Origin of the sequence: Pseudomonas sp. KSR10 (assembly GCF_022355455.1) — a bacterium.
Lineage (GTDB): Bacteria > Pseudomonadota > Gammaproteobacteria > Pseudomonadales > Pseudomonadaceae > Stutzerimonas > Stutzerimonas stutzeri_E.
In genome coordinates this window covers 540,288-562,272 of record NZ_JAKOEN010000019.1, presented here as the reverse complement: position 1 = coordinate 562,272, position 21,985 = coordinate 540,288, and the positions used below count along the sequence as shown (strand labels likewise).

The following is a 21,985-nucleotide window of genomic DNA, read 5'->3' as shown; positions in this document are numbered from 1 at the left end:
AGGACGTTTACGGTTTTGAACCCTTTCCATCGTGCTCGTTTATCAACGACAGCACGGCTTGCGCGAACTCATGTGGAGCTTCTTGTGGGAGATTGTGGCCAACGCCGGGAATCGCCCGATGTTCGTAGTGACCGGTGAAGAAATGAAGGTGGCTGGCCGAGCCACCTAAAGGGGCAACGCCATCGTCGAGTCCATCCAAAGTGATGGATGGCACCGAGATTCTGGGTAGTGTCGTAAGGCGTCGCTCGGTTTCTTCGACTGTAGGATCGCCAGGTACCAGACCATAGCGATGTCGGTACGAATGAATGACCACGTCTGCAAAGTCGGGGTTTTCAAAGGAATCAGCCGTCTGGTTGAAATCCTCGTCGGTAAAAGTCCAGGTCGGCGACCACTGCCGCCAAAGCAACCTGCAAAGCTCGCGGCGATTGTCGATGAGCCCTGCCCGGCCCCGTTCGGAGTGGAAATAGTACTGATACCAGTACCGGCACTCGTTCTCTGGAATCTGCGGTTTCACCGAGCCCGGAATGTCCTGAATGTTATAGCCACCTGCCGACACGAGGGCACGTACACGCTCAGGCCAGAGGGCAGCCACGATGCAAGCCGCACGGCCTCCCCAGTCATATCCGGCAAGCACAGCTGTGGAAATCTTCAGCGAGTCCAGGAAGGCAAGCAGATCATGCGCAAGCACTGCCTGCTGGCCGGAGCGTGGCGTGTCTGGATAGAGAAACTGCGTAGGCCCATATCCACGCAGGTAGGGAACGAGTACTCGGCAGCCTTGCGAGACCAGGATAGGCGCCACCTGGTCATAAGCGTGCACATCGTAGGGGAAGCCGTGGAGGAGCAGTACGGGCGTGCCGTCCGACGGGCCGCTATCGAAATAGGCAACCCGCAAAACGCCTGCCTCGATCTGTCTCAACATGATCGGTGCTCCCCTTTGGCCACCAAGGTCAACGCCTGACTAAACCGCTTGAACACTACTCCAGCAGAATCGAGCCTGTCTATGCGGCCTCAGGCGCTGCACTTGGCACATGACCAGGTCCGTTGACTGCATCGCCTATCGTTCAGGTCACCCAGGATGGTCCCAGGTCGGGCGTGCGGGCAGCGGCTGGGCTATCTGCTTCGACGTATTGCAAGCGCTGGCGTTCAGCTGCCCGTCGCTGACGGGCCTGTCGAAGTGCGCGGGCTGGAATGGGGACGCATGGAGAGGGCGAACGCGCCGGTTTGGCGGCACGTTCGCCACAATCGCCGTTACAGCTCGATGGAAATACCCGCCTGCAGGGTGCGCGGCGCACCCGGATAGGCCCAGATGTTGCCCCAGGCGCGCTCGTCGTACTCCTCGTCGAAGACGTTGTCGAGGTTGAGGTTGAGGCGAACGCGGTCGGTGAGCGGGTAGTATGCCAACAGGTCGACCACGGTGTAGGCGCCCATATCGAAAGCGGTGTCCGAAGTGCTGCCCTTGCGCGAACTGACGTACTTCACGCCAACCCCGAGCCCCAGTCCATCCAGAGCGCCGTTGTCGAACTCATAGGTGTCGAGCAGGTTGAAGCTGTGCTCTGGCACGTTGGCCAGGCGGCTGCCCACCGGCATGGTGGCGCTGTTGCTTTCGGTCACTTCAGCGTCAACGTAGGCATAACCGCCGATTACGCGCCATTGCGGCGTGATGTTGCCGGCAACGCTGAGGTCGAAGCCACGGCTGCGGACTTCACCGGCAGCGACTTGGAAGTTGCTGTCCACCGGATCAGCAGTCAGCACGTTTTCCTTGGTGATATGGAAAACGGCAGCGGTCACGCTCAGGTTGTGTTCGGGCAAGTCGTATTTGATGCCGGTTTCGTAAGCGACACCTTCCTCCGGGTCGAACGCTTGGCTGCTGCGGTCCGCTCCGCGGTTGGGCTTGAACGAGCGGGCCGCATTGGCGTACACCGCCAGCGATTCGGTGAGGTCGTAGATGACGCCGAGTCGGGGCGATACCGCGTTATGCGCCTGGTCCCAGCTGCCTGCCTCTGTCAGCTTGTTGGTGTAGCTCTGCTCGAAGCGCTCCAGTCGGGCGCCCAGCTGAAGCGTGAGACGCTCGGTGAGTTCGACTTGATCCTGTACGTACAGCGCATAGGACTTCAGGTCTTCGTCGTCAAAGGTGGTGGTGCGGGTCAGGGCGGGCAGAGGCTGGCCGTAGACCGGCTCGTAGATGTCGATCGGAAAATCGTTGACGCCTCCGGCGGAGCGGTCGATGCGCGACTGGTAGTTGAAGTCGTCGTACTCGACGCCGGTCAGCAGGGTGTGGGCGAAGCCCAGCGCCTGGAATCGGCCCTCGAGGTTGAACTGGGTGGCGACGTCGTTCCACTCCAGCCATCGCTCGCTGTAGTTGCGGCCGACAGTACGGCCGTCAGCGGCCAGGCCGTTGTTCTCCACGGCGCCACCTTCCAGAGAACCGTCGAGGTATTGCACACCACCGCGCAGGGTCCACTGGTCATCCAGCAGATGCTCGATGCGCAGCTGGGTCGTGGCGTTCTCGTTCGCGAACTTGCCGGCGCTTTCTTCGCCGAGGAAACGGTCCCGTGGCAGCTGGCCTTGCTGGTTGGCGTAGCGCGTCACGCCCCGGTCGAGCGGGTGGCGGTTATGCAGATAATCACCTTCGAGGATGATGGCGGTGGCGTCGCTCAGGTCCCAGCGCAGCACCGGAGCGACGTTGTAGCGCTCACTTTCGACATGGTCGCGGAAACTGTCGTTGCCCTCGGCCACCAGATTCAGGCGATAGGTGAACTCGGCCTGCTCGTCGACCGCGCCGGTTGTATCCAGCGTGCCGCGGCGCAGCCCCTCGCTGTTGAACTGGGTGCCCAGCACGGTGCGTCGCTCGACCTGAGGCTGTTTGCTGACGATGTTGAAGGTGCCGCCTGGGTCGCCACGGCCGTAAAGCATCGAAGCCGGTCCGCGCAGCACCTCGATGCGCTCCAGCGTGGCGGCGTCCGGCATGTTGGGATAGCCGCGATTGATGGCAAAGCCATTGCGGTAGAACTCTTGGGAGCTGAAGCCTCGCACTAGAAACTCGGTCAGCCCCTGACCGCCGAAGTTATTGCCCCGCTCGACACCACCCGCATAGTCCAGCGCATCCTCGAGCCGCGTCGCGCCGATATCCTGCGCCACCTGTGCAGGCACAACACTAATCGACTGCGGAATTTCATGGATGGGCGTGTCGGTCCGCGTGGCACTGACCGAGCGGGTGGCGCGATAGCCCTCTACCGGCCCGTCGGCGCGCTCGACTTTCGAGGCGGTGATATCCATTTGGCCGAGCGCGATGGGGTCGCTGGAGGGAGCTGGCTGTTCAGCCGCGTGGGCCGTGCAAACAAGGGCCTGGAGCGACAAGACCGGTACGATAAAGCGACGCATTGCTGACTTCCCTACAAGAAGAGGCTTCGGGCGGAAAAGCGGCAAATGCTATAGATGTTGATAATTATTATCAATAAGGATCGAGGCCGGTGAGCTTTGCTCAGATGGCACCGGCTGGGTGATCCTCATCGTCCGAAAAACAAAATGAAGTGAACGGTTTCTGGTGGTTCTGGTGAGAAGCGAGACTGTCGGAATGAGCGAGTCCTGCAGCAGAGCAAGGTCATCTAACAAAGATGATCTCGGTGATCGTTTGAATGCTTAGCCCCTGCTGCGCGAACTACAGAATGGCGAGGACAGCACCAGGAACAGGCCGGGATTTGACCGCATCGGTTGGGTACGGCATCCGCGGCGGCGACATCGAGCTCGACGCTCAATCCTCCAACCTATAGCTCCAATGCCAACAGATACCGCCGACTATCCTCACGTTACGCCGCAAGCGGCTCGGCGAGCCGCTTGCGGGCGTAATGATTGCAAAAGCGATCAAGGCCGAACCTCGGTCGGGCATATCAGCTGGCGCGGTTGGTTTTGTCGTATTACTGCGCTCGGGTCACGCGCCACAGGGTATTAGCCAGATCGTCAGCGACGATCAGTGCTCCGCTCGGGTCAACCGTCACGCCGACTGGCCGGCCGCGCGTTTTCCCATCGGCGGTCTGAAAACCGGTGACAAAATCCACTGCCTCACCCGCTGGACGGCCGTTGCTGAACGGCACGAAAACGACCTTGTAGCCGGACGGGACCTCTCGGTTCCAACTGCCGTGCATGCCTACGAACGCACCCTCAGCGAACTTTTCGCCCATAACCGCAGAGGAGAAGTCCACGCCGAGGGCGGCGACATGAGGGCCTAGCGCATAGTCCGGCTTGATGGCAGAAGCGACCAGATCGGGCTTCTGCGGCCGAACACGATCGTCGACATTCTGGCCCCAGTAGCTATACGGCCAGCCGTAGAAGCCACCTTCGCGTACCGATGTGAGATAGTCCGGAACCAGGTTCGGTCCGAGCTCGTCACGCTCGTTAACCACCGCCCAAAGCTGGTCGGAGCCAGGCTGTATCGTCAGCGCCGTCGGGTTACGTAGACCGGTTGCGTAAGGTTTGTGGGCTCCCGTCTCGGCGTTTATCTGCCAGATCATGGCTCGGTCGACCTCGGCCTCCATGCCGCGCTCGGTAATGTTGCTGTTCGACCCGATGCCTACGTACAGAAAACGACCGTCGGGGCTGACCGTCAGTGCCTTGGTCCAGTGGTGATTGATCTCTGAAGGCAGGTCGGTGACCTTGACCGGTTCGCCACTGGCTTGGGTCTGGCCTTCCTTGTAATCGAATCGCACAAGCGCATCCTGGTTCGCCACGTATAGATTGCCGTCGTAAAAGGCCAGCCCGTAGGGGGCGTTGAGGTTGTCCGCGAACACGTTCTGCGTTTCGTACGTACCGTCACCATCGCCATCGCGCAGTAACGTCAGGCGATCGCCGCCTTTGACCGACGTCGTACCTTTCGACTTGATATAGCCGGCAATCACATCTTTCGGTTTGAGCTTCGGTGCATTGCCGCCTTTGCCTTCTGCAACAAGAATGTCCCCATTGGGCAGCACCAGGGTCTGACGTGGCACTTTCAAGTCGGTCGCGATGGCGGTGATGGTGTAACCCTGCGGCACAGTCGGCTTCTCTTCGCCCCAGTTGACCGGGTCGGCAATCGTCATGCTGGGCAGCAAGCCGCGCTGGGGCTCCCCGAGCTTGGGATCGGGACCGGTAACCTGGGCGATGTCATCATCCTGGCCACCGCAAGCACTCAGCAACAGTGCGACAGTCAGGGCGCTTAATGGGCTTACATGTTTCATGCTTCACCTCCATCACGCAGGTTGGTGAAACCGATCCATGTCGCAACGCAGGCCAGCAGGGTCACGATGACCGATAGGACCAGGCCTGCGGGCATCGTTGCCCAGGCGTCCTTGGCATGCTCGAGTGCATTGATGAAGCCCAGCACCCAGGTCACTAGCAGGAGAGCGAAATAAACCAGCGGCCGGCCTTTTTTGTGCTGCGCTCGAACTAGATTGACCAGCGCGAACAGGATCGCCAGCCCACAGAAAACCAAGCCTCCGACGATCAGCCACGAAGAGAAGTTGCTCCACTGAATCTCGTACGTGCGGTAGTAGGCGATATCACTCAGCATGCCGCCAAGAAACAGGGGAATGGTCCCGGCTAGCAGCGTTGCGTGCAACGGATTGGGTAGGTGGCGGGAGATGCTGTGTGTCGTGTGGTGAGTGCTATGGGTAACAACGGTCACGAAGGCGTCCTCATCGCTGGGCGACTTGGCGGGCTGTCGTAGATGCGCTGGCCCGCCATGTTCGCTCGGAATGTGCATAAGAGAGGATCGTGCCGCTGGGGCGTTAGTTCACTGCGATCGCGCTTCGGCGAATAGTGGGCCGTCACTCTTGATTAAAGTTATGGTTGTTAACGTAACCCGCTGGAATAATTAGACTTCTGCAGTCAGCGATGGGAGCTTTTAGCGCTGTTATAGCAGCATCTGTTGGGTTGGCTACGTTTCACGAAAGCTGTTTTTTGAAAATATAGTTAATTGACATAACTATATTTGCACGCTAGCTTTGCCTCACGAGCTGACAACCCCAACAAGAGGTGCGTGATGAGCAACTACGAGAATCGCTGGCAGACCGTGAAAGTCGAGGTCGAGGAGGGCATCGGCTGGGTGGTCCTCAACCGGCCGGAAAAGCGCAATGCCATGAGCCCGACGCTGAACCGTGAGATGGTCGAAGTGCTGGAGACCTTGGAGCAGGATGCAGACGTCGGCGTGCTGGTGCTGACCGGTGCCGGCGAGTCCTGGACTGCCGGCATGGACCTGAAGGAATACTTTCGCGAAGTTGACGCCGGCCCGGAGATTCTTCAAGAGAAGATTCGTCGCGAAGCCTCGCAATGGCAGTGGCGGCTGCTGCGCATGTACAGCAAGCCGACCATCGCCATGGTCAACGGCTGGTGCTTCGGTGGTGGCTTCAGCCCGCTGGTGGCTTGCGACCTGGCGATCTGCGCGGATGAGGCGACTTTCGGCCTGTCGGAAATCAACTGGGGTATCCCGCCAGGCAACCTGGTGAGCAAGGCCATGGCCGATACCGTGGGCCATCGCCAGTCGCTGTACTACATCATGACCGGCAAGACCTTCGGTGGACCGAAAGCCGCCGAGATGGGGCTGGTCAACGAGAGCGTGCCATTGGCGCAGCTGCGCGAAACCACCATCGAGCTGGCGCGCAACCTGCTGGAGAAGAACCCGGTAGTGATGCGCGCGGCGAAGATCGGCTTCAAGCGCTGTCGCGAGCTGACCTGGGAGCAGAACGAGGATTACCTCTATGCCAAGCTCGACCAGTCACGCCTGCTCGACAAAGAAGGTGGTCGCGAGCAGGGCATGAAGCAGTTCCTCGACGAGAAGAGCATCAAGCCGGGGTTGCAGGCCTACAAGCGCTAATGCGCCTGTTGCGACCGCTTTCAGGCCGCTGCTGCTGACGTGGCGCTACGCAAAAGACGGGGTCATTAGCTCTCTCGACTCCATTTTTGCCTTGGCGCGCCTTGCCGGGAACGCTTGGAAACGCTCTCGCTACGGCGATCGATTTGAACAACCACAATAAGAGGAATTTCCCCATGTTCGAGGTGCCCCTGCTGATTGGTGGTCAGTCGCGACCGGCTGCCGATGGTCGTATGTTCGAGCGCTGCAATCCTGTGACCGGTGAAGTGGTCTCTCGGGTCGCCGCCGCCACTCTGGAAGATGCCGATGCGGCGGTGGCCGCGGCGCAGGCGGCGTTTCCAGCCTGGGCCGCGCTGGCACCCAATGAACGGCGCGCACGCCTGTCCAGAGCTGCCGAGCTGCTCGAGGAGCGTGCGGCGGAATTCCTCGCGGTGGCAGGTGAGACCGGGGCCATGGCCAACTGGTACGGCTTCAACGTGCATTTGGCCGCGGGCATGCTGCGGGAGGCGGCGGCAATGACCACGCAAATTAACGGCGAGGTGATCCCCTCCGACGTGCCCGGCAGTTTCGCCATGGCCCTGCGCCAGCCTTGCGGTGTGGTGCTCGGCATCGCGCCGTGGAACGCGCCGGTAATTCTCGGTACGCGCGCATTGGCGATGCCCTTAGCCTGCGGCAATACCGTGGTGCTCAAGGCTTCCGAGCTGAGCCCGGCGGTTCATCGGCTGATCGGGCAGGTGCTGCAGGATGCCGGGCTCGGCGATGGCGTGGTCAATGTGATCAGCAACGCACCAGAAGATGCGCCGGCGATCGTCGCCCGGCTGATCGCCAACCCGCTGGTACGCCGCGTGAATTTCACCGGCTCCACCCATGTCGGGCGCATTGTTGGTGAGCAGGCCGCGCGGCATCTGAAGCCGGCGCTGCTGGAGCTGGGCGGCAAGGCGCCCTTGCTGGTGCTGGACGATGCCGATCTGGATGCGGCGGTGGAGGCCGCGGCTTTCGGTGCCTACTTCAACCAGGGACAGATCTGCATGTCCACCGAACGGTTGGTCGTCGACGCCAAGGTCGCCGATGCTTTCGTCGAGAAACTGGCGAACAAGATCGCTAGCCTGCATGCCGGCGATCCGCAGGATGCGACTTCTGTGCTCGGCTCGTTGATCGACGCTTCGGCCGGGCAGCGGATCAAGGCCTTGGTCGACGATGCCCTGTCCAAGGGCGCGCGCCTGGTAGCGGGTGGTCAGCTGGAGGGCAGCATCATGCAGGCGACGCTGCTCGACGGCGTCACGACTGAAATGCGCCTATACCATGAAGAATCCTTCGGTCCGGTGGCGGTGGTGCTGCGCGGCGACGGCGACGAGGAGTTGTTGCGCCTGGCAAACGATTCCGAGTTCGGCCTGTCGGCGGCGATCTTCAGTCGCGACGTGTCTCGGGCGCTGACCTTGGCGCAGCGGGTCGAGTCAGGTATCTGCCATATCAACGGACCGACGGTGCACGACGAGGCGCAAATGCCGTTCGGCGGGGTCAAGGCCAGCGGCTACGGCAGCTTCGGCAGCAAGGCGTCGATCGATTTCTTTACCCAGTTGCGTTGGGTCACCGTTCAGAACGGGCCGCGCCACTACCCGATTTAAGGGCGTTCGATCTGAAGCATCTGATCTCAGGAGCATTCGATGCGAGCTTCCATGCGGGATCAGCAGCGCGATCCAGAAGCAGCACCATAAGAACAATCGACCCGGCAACCCGGGGGCGCTTTGCGGAGGAGTTTCACTGGTGAACAGTCAATCCAGCACCTCAGGTGGTGCGGCCTACCGTCAGGTATCGATCGGCATGCCGGCCGTGCAGCTGCGTCAGGCCGGGCAGACGCTTTATATGCAGTCTTCCGAACCGTTGCAGGACCATCCGCCGCGCCTGCTCGACCGTCTGTTGCGGTGGGCCAATGAGCGTCCCGAGCAGACGTTTGCCGCCCGCCGCGGTGCAGATGGCGAATGGCAGCGTATCGGTTATGCCGAAATGCTCGGGCGAGTACGCAGCATCGCCCAGCGGCTGTTGGGCTTCGAGCTGTCGGTCGAGCGGCCGCTGATGATTCTCTCAGGTAACGATCTGGAGCATCTGCAACTGGCCTGCGCCGCCTTGTACGCCGGCGTGCCCTATTGCCCGGTGTCGCCGGCCTATTCGCTGGTGGCCCAGGATTACGCCAAGCTGCAGCACATCTGCTCGCTGCTGCAGCCGGGGCTGGTGTTTGCCGCTGACGGGCGAGCCTTCGCTCGCGCCATTGAGGCGGTGGTGCCGGCCGACACGCCGCTGGTGCTGACCGCGGGCGAACTGGCGGGGCGCGACTGTCGGTCGTTCGCCAGTCTGCTGAACGCACCGGACTGCAATGAGGCTGATGCGGCCTTTGCGGCAACCGGCCCCGATAGCATCGCCAAGCTCCTCTTTACCAGCGGTTCGACCAAGCTGCCCAAGGCGGTGATCACCACCCAACGCATGCTCTGCGCCAACCAGCAGATGCTCCTGCAGACCTTCCCGGTGTTCGGCGAGGCGCCACCGGTACTGGTCGACTGGTTGCCGTGGAATCACACCTTTGGTGGCAGCCACAACGTCGGCATCGTCCTGTACAACGGCGGCACCCTGTATATCGATGATGGCAAGCCGACTCCGCAGCATTTCGCCGAGACCTTGCGCAACTTGCGCGAGATATCCCCGACCGCCTACCTCACCGTGCCCAAGGGCTGGGAAGAGCTGGTTGCCGCCCTGGAGATGGATGCCGAGCTGCGCGAGATGTTTTTTTCGCAGATGAAACTGTTCTTCTTCGCCGGCGCCGGGCTGTCGCAGGCAGTCTGGGATCGCCTCGACGAAGTGGCCGAGGCGCATTGCGGCGAACGGATCCGCATGATGGCCGGGATCGGCATGACCGAGACCTCGCCATCCTGCACTTTTACCACCGGGCCGCTGTCCATGGCCGGCTATGTTGGCCTGCCGGCGCCGGGCTGCGAGGTCAAACTGGTGCCGGTCGACGGCAAGCTCGAAGGGCGTTTCCGCGGTCCGCACGTGATGCCCGGCTACTGGCGTTCGCCTGAGCAGAGTGCAGCGGTCTTCGATGAGGAGGGCTTCTACTGCTCTGGCGATGCCTTGAAGCTGGCTGATCCCAGGCGCCCGGAGTTGGGCTTGATGTTCGACGGCCGCATCGCTGAAGACTTCAAGCTCAACACCGGGGTGTTCGTCAGTGTCGGCCCGTTGCGTACGCGGGTGATCATGGCCGGCGCGCCCTATATCCAGGATGTGGTGGTGACCGCACCGGACCGCGAGTGCATCGGTTTGCTGGTATTCCCACACCTGCCGGCCTGTCGCGAGCTGGCCGGTTTGTCGTCCGAGGCCACGGTTGAGCAGGTATTGGCCGCGCCGCGGGTCCGGGACTGGATGGCCGAACTGCTCGCGCGCCTCAATCAGCATGCCACCGGCAGCGCCTCGCACTTGGCCTGGGCCTGTCTGATGAGCGAGCCGCCGTCGCTGGACAAGGGTGAAGTCACCGACAAGGGATCGCTCAATCAGCGGGTGATCCTCGACTGCCGCGCTGCGCATATCGAGGCGTTGTACCGTGGCGACGATCCACAGCGGGTCACGGCGGAGCGGGGTGCCTAAGTGCTGGGCGAGCCAGCGGGTGGGGTTGTCGGGTTCGCCGACATGAGTAGCGACCGTAGACGCACACCCCCGGATTGCCTTCGCGCTACAAGCGCGCTCCCATTGTAAGCGTGGCTTGGCCGCGATCGGTGGTAGGTCGTGCTCGCGCCCCACGCGCTCAGGCGGCGGCTGGCTCGTCTTACCGATAGATCTTGTGCAGTAGCTGCAACAGTTGCTGGCGTTCGGCGTCGTCGAGGGCGGCGGTTGCCTCGCGGTCGCTTTGTGCGGCTACCTCCTTGAGTTGCTTGAGCAGGGTTTCTCCGGCCTTGCTCAGGAAAATGCCATAAGAGCGTTTATCCGGTTTGCAACGCACTCGTAACGCCAGGCCAAGCTTTTCCAGTTTGTTCAGCAGGGTGACTACCTGCGGCGGCTCGATGGCAAGAATCCCCGCAAGGTCGGTCTGCATCAGTCCTGGGTTGGTCTCAATGATCAGCAGGGCGGAAAACTGCGCGGGACGCAGGTCGAAGGGGGCCAGTTGCTCGACCAGCTCCTGCGCGACTTTCAGCTGGGCGCGCCGCAGGGCATAGCCGATCAGTTGATCCAGCAGCGGCGCATTTTGCACCGGAGTCGTACTGCTCTGTTCCTGAGCGGGAGGGGCTTTCTTGGCCATTGGCTGGGACCGGGTACTCGCTAGAAATGGAATATAGGGTACTGATTAATAAACCTAATCAGTTTCGCACCGACAGGCCGGTTCTGGCCAGTTTCCGATTTCCGTAATGCGGCATATGGCGCTTGGAGTTTTCGGGTCGTAATTTGCCGTTCGCCGGGCGGCGCTGCAGGTGGCTGTTTTTAGCTCATCCGTAAAAAGCTAAGAAAGGAAGTTCCTCGCCTTTGCCGTACGGCACTGTAGAGCCGCTGGGGCTGCGTGCTCATCTAGCTATTTAGTGCTGACTGATAACGATCCCGAACCTAGCTGGCCAAAGGAACAAGGTCGATGCTTTCTGTTGCACGGCCTGTAACTCACTTGGTGGGTTGCAGGCCGTGCAGCAAATTCGATGGGTGTCGCCTGATTCCAGTAAAAGGGCTTCGTACGGCGGGCGCTTTAGGCCTGCACGGCTGCGGAAGACTGCTGTGCAGCCTTTTCCCGATCGCGCAGCAGGAAGCGCTGGATCTTGCCGCTCGGGGTTTTCGGAAGCTCGGGGACGAACTCGATCTCGCGCGGGTAAGCGTGGGCGGACAGCCGCTGCCGCACATGTTGCTGCAGCTGTTCAGCCAGCACGGCGTCGCCCTGGTGGCTGGCATGCAGCACGACGAAGGCCTTTACCAGTTCGGTGCGTTCCGGGTCGGGCTTGCCGATGACCGCCGCTTCGATCACGGCTGGGTGCTCGACCAGTGCGCTCTCGACATCGAATGGACCGACGCGGTATCCAGAGGTGGTGATCACATCGTCGGCGCGGCCGACGAAGCTGATGCTGCCATTGGCATTCAACTCGACGGTGTCGCCGCTCAGGTAGTAGTCGCCGACGAATGCTTTGGTCGGAGTGCCCGCATAGCCTGAGAACCAGAGCAGCGGCGAACGGCGGCGGTCCAGCGCCAGTATTCCCGGCGTGCCAGGTTCCAACTCACGCTGTTGGTCGTCCAACACCACGACGCGATGCCCGGGCATGGCATATCCGGCGGTGCCGATGCTGACCGCGTGGCTCAGGGCGTGGTGATTGCACAGCACCATGCCCAGCTCGGTCTGGCCGTAGTGATCGTGGATGGTGCAGCCGAGACCGCTGCTGAACCAGCGGATCACCTCGGGCGTGAGCGGTTCACCGGCGCTGCTTACGGCACGCAGGCGGCCCTTGATCCTGCCTTCCACTTCGTCGCGGGCCGCCAGCAACAAGCGGAATGCGGTAGGTGAGCCCGCCATGTTGGTGATGCCGTATTCGCTTACCACACGGCAGGTGCTATCGACCGTGAAGCCGCCTTCGTAGAACAGTGTGGCGTGCCCCATGGCGAGCGGTCCGGTGACGGCGTAGTACAGGCCATAGGCCCAGCCTGGATCAGCGATGTTCCAGAAGTTGTCATCGGGACGCAGGTCGACCGCATCGCGCATGTAGGTGACGAAGGCGACGATGGCCTTGAGCGGCACATACAGTTGCTTCGCCGGCCCGGTGGTGCCGGAGGTGAACATCGCCAGAAAGGGCGCCTCGCCACTCAGCAGTACCGGCTCGAATTCGGGCGACTGGCGATTCACCTGGGTCCAGAAGTCTTCGGCACCGTGGCCGACCACCAGCCGGCGCGGTGCCGCCGCGATGGCGTCCAGCTTCTCGTTGTTACCGGCATCGGTGACGACCATCTTCGCGCCGGATTCCGTGATTCGATGCTCGACCGCTTTAGGGCCGAAGGCGGTAAACAGCGGCTGATAAATGGCGCCTACACGCCAGGTGCCGAGGATGGTGATCAGCAGCTCAGGTGTACGTGGCAGCAGACCGGCAACCGTATCGCCCGGCCCGATGCCATGGCTGTTCAGGAGATTGGCGAAGCGTGCGGCCGCTTCCTTGAGCTGCGCGAAGGTCCAAATGGCTCGCTGGCCATCGCGCCCCTCCCAGATGAGCGCGATTTTGTCCGAATCGGCGTGGCGGTCGCAGCACTCGACGCAGGCATTCATGGCCGATAGATCGCCGGACAGGATCGCCGAGACGGTCTGGTGATAATCGAACTCGCTGGCCGCGGTGGCGTAGTCGCGCATGGCTGGCTCCTGGCTTCTTGTTATTGGGGTGCCTCGGATATTGGCTCCGCGTCCCGCACGCAACAATGGCAAAAGCCACCAACCTGGATGAGCGGTTTGGACAAGCGTCGCTGACAGAAACGAGGGGTCGGGTTCCGGGCTCGGGTCTCAGCGTAGCAGCCGGGTGATATGGCGATTTCGTTGTCGGCTTTGGCTTGCGAAGCCGGCGTGCCGCCTTCAGGTCATGCCGCGGTCAGCTGATCCGATCCGTTCGTCAAGCGCACCTCAAGGCGCCCTGGATACAGCCGATAGCTGTGTTACGGGCTCAACCCGCAGTTGGTGCGGTTCTACGTCCGGAAAGCCCGATCTGACAGACCTCCTTGCAGGTGCGTTGAATGAACATAAAACAAAAATTGACATGGGCCTTCGCAGCAATTGCCTGCGTGCCCATGGTTCTGGTTGCGGCGGTGGTGATCACGCATCTTCGCAGCCAGGCGATGGAGGGATTCGCCGATAACAGCACGCGCGAGATTCGGCAGATCGAAACGGCGATGAAGCTGTTCTTTGAAGGAATTTCACAAAACGTCGACTACTTGGCGAAGCACCCTGAGATCGTCCAGGCTCAAGGCCTGAAGAGTTATATCGCGGCAGACGCGGCCAGTCTTCCGTTGCCAGAGATCAACCAGCGCGTGCTGGATATATTCACGCACTTCGCCGAGACTCATCCCACAACGGCTTACCTTTCGCTTGGGCTCGTTGACGGGGGCTATGCGATCTGGCCGGACGATTCGAAGCTGCACAGCTACGACCCGCGCGTTCGCCCTTGGTACAAGGCGGCGATGGCCGAGCCAGGCAAGACGGTTCGTTCGAGTGCGTATTACTGGGCTCCGGACGACGCCGTGCTCATCGGCACGGTGCGGACCGTTCAACGTAGCGGCCAGCCGGTCGGTGTGGTGGGGCTTGACGTTTCCCTTAAGCAGCTGACTGACTTGATCAAGCAAATCAAGCTTGGCAAAAGCGGTTATCTCATGCTCGTGGAGAAAGGCGGCAACGTGCTCGTCGACCCGAGCAACGCGGAGCACAACTTCAAGCAACTCTCCGAGCTCGGTGCCGGCTACGCTGAGCTCGCCAAGGCAAACGGCACCGCCGAGGTAGAACTCAACGGTAGCGTCTACATGGCTAACGTGTGGTCGTCCGAGACGCTGGGTTGGCAGTTCATCGGCCTCATTCAACGCGATGAAGTCATGTCCACCGCGAACCGGCTGACCTGGCTGACCGCTGGCGTGGCGATTGTACTGGCCGTCGTGTTCGCATTGCTCGGCGCGGCGTTTGCCGGCCTAATCGCGCGGCCGATCCGCAGCGTCGCCGGTGGGCTCGAAGGTATCGCCCAGGGTGAGGGTGACCTCACGCGTACCCTGGAGGTGCGAGGGAAGGATGAAACAGCCCTGCTTGCCCGCTGGTTCAACCAATTCCTCGGCGCGATCCGAGAGCTGGTACAGCGCATCGGCAGTGCCTCGGCGTCGCTGCAAACCGCTTCCGAGACTGCCACGCGTGTCGCCGACGATATGAACGACGCAGCAGGTCGGCAACGCGAAGCCGTGGAGCTTGTTTCGACGGCATTCAACGAAATGGTCGCTACGTCGAACGAAGTGGCGCGCTCTTGCAGCCAGGCGGCAACGTCTGCGGATGAGGGGCAACATCAGGTCTACGAAGGTCAGCTGCAGATCGACGATGCGAGCGGAAGCGTTACCCAACTGAGCGAAAGCCTTCTGCGGTCGATGCATGCGATGAAAGAGCTGGAGCAAGACAGCCAGAACATCAACGCCATCCTGGATACCATTCGGTCGATTGCTGATCAGACCAACCTGCTGGCACTCAATGCGGCTATCGAAGCCGCGCGCGCAGGCGAGCAGGGTCGAGGATTTGCCGTCGTGGCGGACGAGGTGCGTGCGCTGGCTAAACGCACGGCGGATTCCACCGGCGAAATCGACTCGCTGCTCGGCGGACTTGCTCGCCGGACGCAAGGCGTGAGCAGCGAAATGCAAAGCAGCGTTGAAATATCCAAGTCCAGCGTCGAGCGAATCCATAAGGCACGGGAAAGCTTTGAGCGCATTCGTGGATCGGTCGACCATATCCGGGACCAGAACACCCAGATCGCGACCGCAGCGGAAGAACAGCATCATGTCGCCGAGGAAATTAACCGCCATATCGTCCAGATTCACGAAGACGCTCTGCTGGTGGAGCAACTGGCCGGGTCTTCCATGAGCGACTCGCAACGCCTCGCCCATCTTTCCGGTGAGCTGCAAGGGCTGGTTGGACGTTTCCGGACCTAAGCCCGACGATGTGCGGAATGCTTGGCGCGCTGCCAAGCAAACCCAGCTGCCGCGTGACTGGCCACGCGGCAGGCCATCCAGCGGTTGCGTGCCGGGCGTTAAGGCCCCTGTTTCGAGGTCCATGCGCGGCAAATAATGCGGAACAGCCGCCACCGCATCGCAGGTGATCCCGTAGCGTGCGACGGGGTTATGGCTGCTTCAAGTCGCTGCTAACGCCGACTGAGCGACGTCGGTCACGGGGTTTTCCGATAGAGAGGGTCCATCCGTCGATCCAGCCTGATTTCCTTCGAAGGTCGGTGCCCGAAGTACTCGGTGTAGCATTTGCTGAAGTGGCTCGATGTCACGAAGCCGCATGCCAGGCCTACCTCAATGACTGAAAGCGAAGAGTGCTGCAGCAACCGTCGAGCCTCCGTTATACGAAGCTCGAGATAGTGGCGCTGAGGCGTGGTGCCGAGCTGCTCGCTGAAGAGCCGCTCGATCTGCCGACGAGACTTACCTGCGTAGTGGGCAAGCTGATCAACCTGCAACGGGTCTTCCAGATTGGCTTCCATCAGGCTGATCACTTCCTGGAGGGAGGGCGAAAGGTTTCGGTAGCGCGCACCGGTGACCGCACGCACACGGGTCATGTCGAACGCCAGGATATCGACGACTCCGTTCACCAGCCCGCAGCCGTACAGCCCCCTGATCCACTCCAAAAGCATGTAGAAGGCGCCGTTGGGGCTGGCGGCCGTCAACCGGTCTCGATCAACCATGTGGGTGACATTGGTGACCTGGGTAGTGGGCGCTATTTCAGTCAGCGCCAGACGCTGTTCCGGATGGATCGCGCAGCGGTATCCGTCAAGTAAGCCGGCTTCGGCGAGGAACCAGGCGCCGTTCCATAGTCCTCCCAGCGCCACGCCCTGGGCCGCAGTCTTCTTCAGGATTTCGCCCAGCTGCCGCGTCATGTTGCATGGGGTTCGCAGGCCGCCGCAGACGATCAGCGCATCGAGCTGCGCCGTGTTGGCAGCATCTATGACTTGGTTGACACCAATCGGTATCCCCAGATCACTCAGAACATCCTCCTCCGTCAGGCCGAAGATGACGAACTCGAAAGCGTGGGCTTGGATAAGGTTGGCGGTGACCAGCGTGTCGAGCGATTGGGTGAAGGAGGGTAGCGAGAAGTTGCTGAGCAGCAGGAAACCGACTCTCGACGTGGTGCCTTCGAGACCTTCGTCGTGTCGTGCAGGCTTAATGTTTCGGCCCTGCAAACTGTCACTGAACGTGCGCGTGGACGTCATGGTGAACCTTTACCCTAAGAACCCAGGGGCTGACCGCTGGCATGGCCCGAGCCAGGCTGCATACGGATTGGGCGGCTTCGCTCGAAAGTGATCCGATGGTGCAGGGGCGCAGTGCCGAAGAACTTGCGGAATCGACGATCGAATGCGGATAGCTTTTGAATCCAGTAGCCAGGGGCAACCTCAGTCAGCGACCTGTTGCTTTTGTAGTACCAGCTGACGGGCTCGTGTCAGCCTTTGCTCAAGATAGTAGCGCGTCGGGGGTGCACAGATGAAACGGAAGAGCCGACGTTTCAGCTGCCGTCGCCAGACACCTATGCAGGTTGTGATCTCGTCGACGCCAGTAGCTCCTCGATGTTTTGCCACAGTTCGAGGTCGACTTCTCGCGATTGTGGCGGAGTCGGGGCCCGGTCTGGGTGAATGGAAAAGACGTCGACACGCCAGCGGGGCCGATTCGTTGCGGCGGGGCTTCCGCTGCCGATTGGCAGCGGACGTTCCGGTAAATGAATCGCAGAAGGGGGGAGGACCTGTGATCAACCGAGCGCTACGGCGGGGCGGGCGCTAGGCAGCCGGAACATCAGAACGACGCAGGCAGCCGCAACGAATACCACGGCGTAAGCCATATATAGCTGGTTCGGGGTCCAGTTGGCGTCGATCAAATGGCCAGCGACTAGCGGCGAAAGGATTGCACCGATACGACCGATACCGATGCCCCAGCCCACACCGGTAGCCCTCACTGGCGCGTCATAAACCAGCGGCGAGGTGGCATACAACCCGGCAACACAACCGTTGGCGAACAGGCCAATCAATGCGCCAATGACGAAAGCGGCGGTCAGATGAGATGTCGTGCCCACGAAGACGGCCAGCAGAATCGCGGTCACGATCATGAACAGCGCAAGAATGTGGTGCAGCCTGAAGCGAGCCGAGGCGAGGCCGAGCAGGGTTGACCCGAATATGCCGCCTACGCTCAACAGCACACCGCCGGTCACACCCTGCTCTGCGGAGAGACCTGCCGAGACAAGCAGTTTCGGCGTCCAGCTCATGACGAAGTAGAAACCGAACATCACCAGAAAAAAAGCGACCCACAGCAGCAACGTGCTGCTCAGCAGATCTGGTGCGAACAACCGCTTGAAGGTGCCGCCGGCGGTGGTGGGGGGTTCGCTGGCTACCGGCATCGAGCCGAGTGGCGCCTGCCCGAGGCGCACGGCCAGCTTATTCAGGCGCTCCAGTGCGCCGGCGGGGCGACGGGAGATCAGGTAATCGATGGACTCCGGCAGGCAGAGGATCGTCAGCGGAATGGCCACCAGCGTCGCTGCGCCTCCGAACATGAACACCGACCGCCAGCCGAACTGGCCGAGCAGATAGATCGCGATCATGCCGCCACAGGTTGCGCCCAATGCGTAACCGGTCGACTGCAGGCTCACTGCCAGACCGCGCCAACGCTTGTTCGAGTATTCGCTGGCGATGACGTTGCTGCTGGCCAGGATCCCGCCGATTCCCAGGCCGGTGATCATCCGCAGCAGGCCCAGCTGGGTTGGGCTCTGGCTGTACGCGGCCAGGATCATGCTGACGCCGGAGATGGCCAGACACAGCAGGATCAACGGGCGGCGTCCGAAGCGGTCGGCCCAGGGAGCGATGAACAGCGAGCCACCTGCCATGCCGAACAGTCCGGCACTGAGCAGCATGCCAATCTCAGAGCCGCTCAGGCCCCACTCGGCGGATACCGATGCCGCCGTAAAGGCCATCACCAGCACATCGAAGCCATCAATCATGTTCAGCACGATGCAGATGCCAATGGCAGTCCACTGGAAGCGGTTCATCGCACCGGCATCCACGGCTTGACGCAGTTGGTTGTTCATAGGGGGTTTCTCCGTCAAAGGGCCGAGCCGAAAAGGCGATGCGGGGAAACCATCTGGAAAGGCGGGTAGGCGAAACAAAGCGCAAGACGCGGCATCACGGTCAGTCCTCGTAATTATTTTTGTAGTGCGAGGCTAACTTTCCACTAATGGATCCATTGAGCAATAACCGAAGACGACATTTGTTCGGTAAACGAACGGATCATTCTCCTGAGGATGATTGCGCGAGCCTTGCTCGGCGTCGCTGAGGATTCTGATAGAGGGAGTGACGCTGGCGACATGGTGTAATGCTGCAGGCCAAGCAGAAGCCGTTGGTCTTCGAGGTTCTCGCTAACGCAATGATCGATGCGAATGGCGGCTCTGATCTTCATCCAGCTTTACGGCAATGGTTGTCTTTTGTTGGATCCAATAGCCGGAAAGCATAGAAGGCCTCCGATGGCTTCTGGAGCGCTTGGTATGAGTGAGTTGCTGCGCGCAGGCGGACATTTCTCTTAGATACGGCAGGCTCGGACAGCACAAAGCCCTGGGTACGGGCTCTATGCGCCGGGGGATTTGAACCCCACTTTTTGCTCGGCTTTTGCCTGCAAAGCACCGCATTATCGGCCTCGCCGTCCCCTACAGCCCGCTTTGTACTGCATTTATCAGCTGTGATTTCGACAGTTTTTCGACAGCTGCTATCTTTCCACTTTCATACGATTCATGGCACATTGCTGTCATGTTGAACAAGCCTATCGGTAGAAAAATGAGCAAAAAGAATATACTGACCGTCGGATTTTCAATTTGTGATGATGATGTTGAATTTAGTGATTTTGATTCTGAGCAGTCACTTCTTGACTGGGACATAATTATATTCAAGCCGGAAATCAACGATTTTTTAAGAGGGTCTTCTCTTTTTCAGGGAAGACCTTGTTTAACCGACGACCATTCATTTCGCCTAAAAGAGCAGGTAGAGCACTGGCGGCGCGAAATCAAGGCTGCGGTTGAGCATGGCAAGCTTGTCTTAGTTTATTTGACGGAATTATGTGAAGTTTCTGTTGCAACAGGCAAGAAAGAGTTTTCTGGCACGGGCAAGAATCAAAAAGTCACTAGGATCGTTGAGAATTACAGTAACTATCAGGCGATTCCAGCTCAGTTAAATGCAATAAAGACCAAAGGAAAGGAGGTTAAACTTTCGCCTAAAGGTGGCGAGATAATTGCGTCTTACTGGCGAGAATTTGGTGATATTTCAAGCTACAAAGTGGTTTTGGGTGATCAGTTAACAGCATGCGTAGTAACCAAGCATGGTGATAAGCCTGTTGGTGCCGTAGCAAAATCCAAAGACTCTAATGGGGCTCTAGTATTGCTCCCGGATGTGGATTTCTATGCAGATGAGTACTTTGGCGAAGATGGCGAATGGAACGCTGCGGGAAGGGCTATAGCCGCTAAGCTGGTTAGTGCTGTTGTTGCAATGGATAAGGCGCTTAGAAATGAGGGCGAATTGACTCCCGAGCCTGATTGGGTGAAAGATGACTGCTTCAAATTGACTTCTGAATTAGCAGCCACTCAGGAGTTGCTTCTGATTGAGAAAAAAATGGAAGCGATTCAAACTGAGAAGGACGCGGCATTAGAACGGTTAAAAAAGCATGGGAGACTTCGAAAGCTCCTTTTCGAAAAGGGTAAACCTTTAGAATATGCCATATTGGATGCTCTAGAAATTCTTGGCTTTAAAGTAGAGCAATTTAATGATGGGAACTCAGAATTCGATGCTGTATTTACTTGCAAAGAAGGCAGGTTGATTGGTGAGGTTGAAGGTAAAGATAATAAGGCTGTGAATGTGGAAAAACTTAGACAGTTGGCTCTCAATATACATGAGGACCTGGCGCGTGATGAGATTGATGCGCCAGCCAAAGGTGTATTGTTTGGGAACTCCTATAGACTGCAGCCACTATCTGAAAGGGAAGTACCTTTTACTACGAAGTGTATTTCAGCTGCGGTTACTAGCTCCACTGCTTTAGTACCCACGCCTGAGTTGTTCAAAGCTGCCAAATACCTGTCGGATAAACGTGATAGCCGCTTCGCAAAAAGATGTAGAAATGCTTTGCTGAGTTCTGTGGGTATAGTCCAGTTTCCTGAAATTCTGGATGGATGCTCAGAACCCACCACGTCGCGTGACGAAGTCAAATTATCTGGCTAGCTCCCGCTGATAAGACCTGTACAACGAAAGCAGGTCTTCTCCCTCTACTTTCTCTATCTCCATAAACCTGCCTGTTACGCTTGGGCATACCATCGCCTAGCTACTTTCCGTGTGATTGCTATCCCGCGTTGGGTTGGCTCAAGTTTCGGTTGGCTTCGTCGTAGTCGGGGCTGGTCTGGCCGATCTCCGGGGCAATCTGCCCGCTTGCAATCCAAAAAGCGTATTGAGGAAACATCTTTACGATGGCCTCTATGTCTTCTTCGTTTGCACGCCTCTTGCCGTTTCGCAGGTGATACCAGCTGCTTCGGTCGATACCCGTCAGCTTTTCGAGCTTAGGCGCCGAGAGCCCTTGGCAGTCCCAAACGGATATCAATCTCTCTCTTATCATTCCGAAAACGTCTAAAAAGCTTGCACATAGTGGTGGTTTCTATGTGAAGGCTAGCCTATATTCTTGTTCGTGCCTTGCACTATTTGTAATGCATCTAATGCTGGATAAAGCAGAACAAAGCGGAGATACGGAATGCTACCACCGGAAGGGATCGACTCCCAGAAGCTGCACGGCGCCCCGCCCCTGATGCCGTGGCCGAAGTTCGCCGAGTGGATCGGCATGGGCGACGAACCCATCGTGGTGCGCACCTGGTTGGACAGGGGCTACCTGCCTTCGAAGAAGGTAGGCAAACGCACTATGGTGAACGTGGCCCTGCTACAGCAGCAGCTCCTCGAACAGGAGTGGACGCTATGAGCAAGGCAGACGACAGCCTCGACCTGTGCAGCCTCAAGACCTTCGCCGAAATGAGCGGGGTCTCCGTCGAAGAGGCCGCCGATTGGGCTGCTACCGGCACCATCCCGACGATGCGCCTCGCGGACTTTCGCATGGTCAACCTGGCCCGCCTGCGGGCTGACCTGAAGAAAGGCAAAAAGGTGTTCAAGGAAGGAGACTACAGCCATGCGTAAGCCCGGCATCACCCTGGATACTCAAGCCGCCATGGCCTACATCGGCGAGTCCGTGCTGATGGAGCTGTACATGGACGAAGACGAGCCGCCTTACTGGTGCTGCGTGCACGTCGTTGGCGTGGTGTTGGAGAAGGAAGGCGTCTGGGATTACCCCTACTTCATGGCCATGAGCTTCACCAGTGACGGGCGCACGCCGAGCGAAATCCCGTTCATGGACATTCTTACC

Annotated in this window: 15 protein-coding genes and 1 pseudogene; 8 read left to right on the top strand and 8 right to left on the bottom strand. The window is 59.7% G+C overall.

Annotated elements, in window-relative coordinates:
• Positions 1-7: 7 nt before the first annotated feature.
• The 4 genes from MCB86_RS11510 to MCB86_RS11495 form a co-directional block, all read right to left on the bottom strand.
• Entirely contained in the window at positions 8-919 is a 912-nt protein-coding gene (locus tag MCB86_RS11510) for an alpha/beta hydrolase (protein ID WP_239611008.1), read from the bottom strand.
• A 329-nt stretch (positions 920-1,248) separates the two neighbouring features.
• Positions 1,249-3,381, bottom strand: a complete 2,133-nt coding sequence (locus tag MCB86_RS11505) for a TonB-dependent siderophore receptor (RefSeq protein ID WP_239611006.1) — start codon at positions 3,379-3,381, stop codon at positions 1,249-1,251.
• 533 nt (positions 3,382-3,914) lie between these two features.
• The gene (locus MCB86_RS11500) at positions 3,915-5,210 is read right to left on the bottom strand and encodes a sorbosone dehydrogenase family protein (protein ID WP_239611004.1); all 1,296 of its coding nucleotides are present in this window, start codon (positions 5,208-5,210) and stop codon (positions 3,915-3,917) included.
• Positions 5,207-5,656: a DUF2231 domain-containing protein gene (locus MCB86_RS11495; RefSeq protein ID WP_239611583.1), complete on the bottom strand. Its 450-nt coding sequence runs from the start codon at positions 5,654-5,656 to the stop codon at positions 5,207-5,209. Before MCB86_RS11495 ends, MCB86_RS11500 begins: the two co-directional genes overlap by 4 nt.
• A gap of 357 nt (positions 5,657-6,013) precedes the next feature.
• Here MCB86_RS11495 and MCB86_RS11490 point away from each other — a divergent pair, with 357 nt between their 5' ends.
• The 3 genes from MCB86_RS11490 (at position 6,014) to MCB86_RS11480 (ending at position 10,474) form a co-directional block, all read left to right on the top strand.
• Positions 6,014-6,844 (top strand): p-hydroxycinnamoyl CoA hydratase/lyase, encoded by an 831-nt coding sequence (locus tag MCB86_RS11490; RefSeq protein ID WP_045160818.1) that lies wholly within the window; start codon positions 6,014-6,016, stop codon positions 6,842-6,844.
• Between the two features lie 173 nt (positions 6,845-7,017).
• Positions 7,018-8,466, top strand: a complete 1,449-nt coding sequence (locus MCB86_RS11485; protein ID WP_239611002.1) for an aldehyde dehydrogenase — start codon at positions 7,018-7,020, stop codon at positions 8,464-8,466.
• A gap of 196 nt (positions 8,467-8,662) precedes the next feature.
• Positions 8,663-10,474 (top strand): feruloyl-CoA synthase, encoded by a 1,812-nt coding sequence (locus tag MCB86_RS11480; protein WP_239611582.1) that lies wholly within the window; start codon positions 8,663-8,665, stop codon positions 10,472-10,474.
• Positions 10,475-10,652: 178 nt separating this feature from the next.
• Here the strand turns inward: MCB86_RS11480 and MCB86_RS11475 are convergent, their stop codons facing one another.
• Positions 10,653-11,123 carry a MarR family transcriptional regulator gene (locus MCB86_RS11475; RefSeq protein WP_239611001.1) on the bottom strand — a complete coding sequence of 157 codons (471 nt, stop codon included), beginning with the start codon at positions 11,121-11,123 and terminating at the stop codon, positions 10,653-10,655.
• Positions 11,124-11,555: 432 nt separating this feature from the next.
• Positions 11,556-13,190 (bottom strand): AMP-binding protein, encoded by a 1,635-nt coding sequence (locus MCB86_RS11470; RefSeq protein WP_239610999.1) that lies wholly within the window; start codon positions 13,188-13,190, stop codon positions 11,556-11,558.
• A 374-nt stretch (positions 13,191-13,564) separates the two neighbouring features.
• Between MCB86_RS11470 and MCB86_RS11465 the strand changes: the two genes are divergently transcribed.
• Entirely contained in the window at positions 13,565-15,502 is a 1,938-nt protein-coding gene (locus MCB86_RS11465) for a methyl-accepting chemotaxis protein (RefSeq protein WP_239610996.1), read from the top strand.
• Between the two features lie 233 nt (positions 15,503-15,735).
• Here the strand turns inward: MCB86_RS11465 and MCB86_RS11460 are convergent, their stop codons facing one another.
• Both MCB86_RS11460 and MCB86_RS11455 read right to left on the bottom strand, forming a co-directional pair.
• Entirely contained in the window at positions 15,736-16,779 is a 1,044-nt protein-coding gene (locus MCB86_RS11460) for a GlxA family transcriptional regulator (protein WP_045160824.1), read from the bottom strand.
• A 530-nt stretch (positions 16,780-17,309) separates the two neighbouring features.
• Complete coding sequence (locus MCB86_RS11455) at positions 17,310-18,635, bottom strand: MFS transporter (protein WP_239610994.1); 1,326 nt, start codon at positions 18,633-18,635, stop codon at positions 17,310-17,312.
• A gap of 739 nt (positions 18,636-19,374) precedes the next feature.
• Between MCB86_RS11455 and MCB86_RS11450 the strand changes: the two genes are divergently transcribed.
• From MCB86_RS11450 to MCB86_RS11430, 4 genes and pseudogenes are all read left to right on the top strand, one after another.
• Positions 19,375-20,805 (top strand): hypothetical protein, encoded by a 1,431-nt coding sequence (locus MCB86_RS11450; RefSeq protein ID WP_239610992.1) that lies wholly within the window; start codon positions 19,375-19,377, stop codon positions 20,803-20,805.
• A 520-nt stretch (positions 20,806-21,325) separates the two neighbouring features.
• Positions 21,326-21,547: a DNA-binding protein gene (locus tag MCB86_RS11440; protein ID WP_239610988.1), complete on the top strand. Its 222-nt coding sequence runs from the start codon at positions 21,326-21,328 to the stop codon at positions 21,545-21,547.
• Positions 21,544-21,759, top strand: a complete 216-nt coding sequence (locus MCB86_RS11435) for a hypothetical protein (protein WP_239610986.1) — start codon at positions 21,544-21,546, stop codon at positions 21,757-21,759. Before MCB86_RS11440 ends, MCB86_RS11435 begins: the two co-directional genes overlap by 4 nt.
• Positions 21,752-21,985 (top strand): annotated as a pseudogene (locus tag MCB86_RS11430) (hypothetical protein); the annotation flags it as partial. The gene MCB86_RS11435 and the pseudogene MCB86_RS11430, both read left to right, overlap by 8 nt.

What these genes read in the sequence shown, in the direction of transcription:
- MCB86_RS11510 (WP_239611008.1), bottom strand. Translation starts at nt 919, where the DNA reads ATGTTGAGACAGATCGAGGCAGGCGTTTTGCGGGTTGCCTATTTCGAT.
- MCB86_RS11505 (WP_239611006.1), bottom strand. Translation starts at nt 3,381, where the DNA reads ATGCGTCGCTTTATCGTACCGGTCTTGTCGCTCCAGGCCCTTGTTTGC.
- MCB86_RS11500 (WP_239611004.1), bottom strand. Translation starts at nt 5,210, where the DNA reads ATGAAACATGTAAGCCCATTAAGCGCCCTGACTGTCGCACTGTTGCTG.
- MCB86_RS11490 (WP_045160818.1), top strand. Translation starts at nt 6,014, where the DNA reads ATGAGCAACTACGAGAATCGCTGGCAGACCGTGAAAGTCGAGGTCGAG.
- MCB86_RS11485 (WP_239611002.1), top strand. Translation starts at nt 7,018, where the DNA reads ATGTTCGAGGTGCCCCTGCTGATTGGTGGTCAGTCGCGACCGGCTGCC.
- MCB86_RS11480 (WP_239611582.1), top strand. Translation starts at nt 8,663, where the DNA reads ATGCCGGCCGTGCAGCTGCGTCAGGCCGGGCAGACGCTTTATATGCAG.
- MCB86_RS11475 (WP_239611001.1), bottom strand. Translation starts at nt 11,123, where the DNA reads ATGGCCAAGAAAGCCCCTCCCGCTCAGGAACAGAGCAGTACGACTCCG.
- MCB86_RS11470 (WP_239610999.1), bottom strand. Translation starts at nt 13,190, where the DNA reads ATGCGCGACTACGCCACCGCGGCCAGCGAGTTCGATTATCACCAGACC.
- MCB86_RS11465 (WP_239610996.1), top strand. Translation starts at nt 13,565, where the DNA reads ATGAACATAAAACAAAAATTGACATGGGCCTTCGCAGCAATTGCCTGC.
- MCB86_RS11460 (WP_045160824.1), bottom strand. Translation starts at nt 16,779, where the DNA reads ATGACGTCCACGCGCACGTTCAGTGACAGTTTGCAGGGCCGAAACATT.
- MCB86_RS11455 (WP_239610994.1), bottom strand. Translation starts at nt 18,635, where the DNA reads ATGAACAACCAACTGCGTCAAGCCGTGGATGCCGGTGCGATGAACCGC.
- MCB86_RS11450 (WP_239610992.1), top strand. Translation starts at nt 19,375, where the DNA reads ATGAGCAAAAAGAATATACTGACCGTCGGATTTTCAATTTGTGATGAT.
- MCB86_RS11440 (WP_239610988.1), top strand. Translation starts at nt 21,326, where the DNA reads ATGCTACCACCGGAAGGGATCGACTCCCAGAAGCTGCACGGCGCCCCG.
- MCB86_RS11435 (WP_239610986.1), top strand. Translation starts at nt 21,544, where the DNA reads ATGAGCAAGGCAGACGACAGCCTCGACCTGTGCAGCCTCAAGACCTTC.